This window comes from Streptomyces misionensis (assembly GCF_007896895.1).
GTDB lineage: Bacteria > Actinomycetota > Actinomycetes > Streptomycetales > Streptomycetaceae > Streptomyces > Streptomyces misionensis_A.
The window spans coordinates 9,788-12,875 of the sequence record NZ_VOGW01000142.1 but is presented as its reverse complement, the minus strand read 5'-3'; the positions used below and the strand labels follow the sequence as shown (position 1 = coordinate 12,875).

Below are 3,088 nucleotides of genomic sequence, written 5' to 3'. Positions count from 1 at the left end.
GTCTCCATCGAGGACGACATCCCCGAGGACGACGACCCCGATCTGGACGAGTCGGCCCTCTCCGGGCACGAACTGATCGTGCGGGAGCTGGGGGCCACCGTGGTGGAGGAGTTCACCAACGAGTGACAGGCGACGGGTGACGGGCGACGACTGACAGGCGGCGGGCGCCGGGCGACGAGCTTCGGGACCGGCCCTTGTAGGAACGTACGGCTTCCCCGGCCCCCGGTCTTCGGCAACCTTGCCATTAGGCTGACCCCGTGAAGGTCCTCGTCATCGGCAGCGGCGCCCGCGAACACGCCCTGTGCCGCTCCCTGTCCCTCGATCCCGACGTCACCGCGCTCCACTGCGCCCCCGGCAACGCCGGCATCGCCGAGGTCGCCGAGCTGCACCAGGTCGACGCGCTCGACGGTGCCGCGGTGACCGCGCTGGCGCAGCGGCTCGGCGCCGAGCTGGTCGTCGTCGGCCCGGAGGCCCCGCTGGTCGCCGGGGTCGCCGACGCCGTGCGCGCGGCGGGCATCCCGGTGTTCGGCCCGTCCGGCGAGGCCGCCCGGCTGGAGGGCTCCAAGGCCTTCGCCAAGGACGTCATGGCCTCGGCCGGGGTGCCGACCGCCCGGTCGTACGTCTGCACCACCGCCGAGGAGGTCGCCGCGGCCCTCGACGCCTTCGGTGCCCCCTACGTCGTCAAGGACGACGGGCTCGCGGCCGGCAAGGGCGTGGTCGTCACCGCCGACCCGGACGCGGCCAAGGCGCACGCGGCCGCCTGCGAGCGCGTGGTGATCGAGGAGTTCCTCGACGGCCCCGAGGTGTCCCTGTTCGCGGTCACCGACGGCGAGACCGTCGTACCGCTCCAGCCCGCGCAGGACTTCAAGCGCGCCCTGGACGGCGACGAGGGCCCCAACACCGGTGGCATGGGCGCCTATTCGCCGCTGCCCTGGGCCGACCCGAAGCTGGTCGACGAGGTGCAGCGCACGGTCCTCCAGCCGACGGTGGACGAACTGCGCAGGCGCGGCACGCCGTTCTCCGGCCTGCTCTACGCCGGACTGGCCATCACCGGCCGCGGGGTGCGGGTCATCGAGTTCAACGCCCGCTTCGGCGACCCGGAGACCCAGGTCGTGCTGGCCCGCCTGAAGACCCCGCTGGCCGGGCTGCTGATGGCCGCCGCCACCGGCAACCTCGCCGACCTGCCGCCGCTGCGCTGGAGCGAGGACGCGGCCGTCACCGTCGTGGTCGCCTCGCACAACTACCCCGACACCCCGCGCACCGGCGACCCGATCACCGGTCTGGACGAGGTGGCCGCCGAGGACGCCCCGCACGCCTACGTGCTGCACGCGGGCACCCGGCGGGACGGCGACGCGGTGGTCAGCGCGGGCGGGCGCGTGCTGTCCGTCACCGCGACCGGCAAGGACCTGACCGAGGCGCGCGAGCGGGCGTACCGGGCGGTGGGCCGCATCGGGCTCGACGGCTCGCAGCACCGCACGGACATCGCGGCCAGGGCGGCGGCCGAGACGGTCTGACCGGCCGTCCCGCACCGCCGGGTGGAACCCGGGCGAACTCCGCGGGGCTGAAACCCGGGCGAACCCCTCCGGGCGAAACCGGGGCGAACCCCTCCGGGCGAACCCCGAGCACCCCGCACGGCAACCCCCGAGCGAACCCCTCAGGCCCCGGATTCGATCCGGGGCCTGATCTTTGCTGTCTGTCACCCACCTCTGACCAAAGCCATTCCATCGAGTGAGCAATCGCCCATACGGCTGACGCGGGCCGGGGGCGCAACTAGGGTGCCGCGCAAGCGTTCCGGCACTTGGCCCACCGGCATTGCGTTGTCAGTGACGGGTGCCACAGTGGGGGAGTGAGCAGCCCCAGGACAGCACGGCATCGGCAGGGGAGGGGGTGAGGTCGGCACGTGACCGGAATCGGTGTGGAAGCGGGCGCGCAGGCCGCGCGCTCCCGGGCCCTCGCGGTGTTGCGGGTCCGGGGCCGGGCCCTGGGCGTGGCCGTGCTGCCCGCGGGCGCCGAGGTGATCCTGCTGGCCGGCGCGGTCACCGGCCGTCTGACCGGTCCGGGCTGGGACGCCGCCCGCTGGGCCGTGGGCGTGCTCGCGGTCCTCGTCCTGCTGGCCACCGCCGGGATCGCCCTGGCCGTCTCCCGGGCCCGCCCCGCCATGACTCCCACGGTGCCGGTCCCCGAGGAGTCCGCCCCCGACCTGTACCGCATGGTGCGCGACCTCGCCGAGCGGCTCGAGGTGCCGGCGCCCTCCGCCATAGCCCTCACCCCGGACTGCGACAGCTGGCTGGAGGACCGTGCCCGCGCGGCCCACGGCCCGCGGCCCCGCCCCGGGCCCGGCGAGCCGGACACCATGGGTGAGGGGCGCCGCTCCCCCCGCCGTGTCCCGGTCGCCCCGGTCCTCGTCATCGGCTCCCCCTTCCTGTGGTGGATGCGGGTCGGCGAGCTGCGCGCGGTCCTCGCCCCGGTCGTCGCCGGCACCGGCCCCTCGGCGCACCCGGACATAGCCGCCGCCCGCCGTTTCGTACGCGGCCTGGACGCCACGGCGGCCATGGCGGGCACCCCCGGCCGGGGGCCGCTGACCCGCGCGGCGTGCGCGGTCCTCGGCCGGGTGGCCCGGCTGCTGCTGGGCGCCTGCCGGGAGCACGCGGCACAACTGGAGCGCGGGGTCGCCGCGGCGGCGGCCGAACGGGCCCAGGCGGTGGACTACGGCGTACGGATCGTCGCCCAGGAGCAGGTCGGCCTCGCCTACGCCGGCTGGGACCGGCTGCTGACCCGGGTGGCGCTGCCCGCCTGGCGGATGGGCCGCTGGCCCTCCCGGCTGGACGCGGGTGTGGTGGCCGCCCTCACCGAGCTGTCCCGGCGCGACCGGCTCGCCGAGGGCTTCACCTCCCGCCTCGGCGAGCGGCCCGCCTGCGACCTCCTGGAGGAGCCCGGCTCGGTGGACGAGGCCACCTCGCTGCTCGCCGCGCGCCTCTTCCACGGCGGCCCCGCCGAGTGCGGCCCCGACTGGGCGCCGGTGGACTGGCAGTCGTATCCGGAGGAGGTCGTGGACCGCACCTGGCGCACCGACGCGGCCCGGCTGCAC

General features: G+C 75.8%; 2 protein-coding genes. Both read left to right on the top strand.

Going from position 1 to position 3,088, the window contains the following annotated elements; genetic code table 11:
* Window positions 1-257: 257 nt before the first annotated feature.
* Window positions 258-1,514: a phosphoribosylamine--glycine ligase gene (gene purD, locus FRZ03_RS24575; RefSeq protein WP_146467320.1), complete on the top strand. Its 1,257-nt coding sequence runs from the start codon at window positions 258-260 to the stop codon at window positions 1,512-1,514.
* A gap of 386 nt (window positions 1,515-1,900) precedes the next feature.
* On the top strand, window positions 1,901-3,088 hold a 1,188-nt coding region (locus tag FRZ03_RS24570; RefSeq protein ID WP_464862523.1), incomplete at its 3' end, for a M48 family metalloprotease.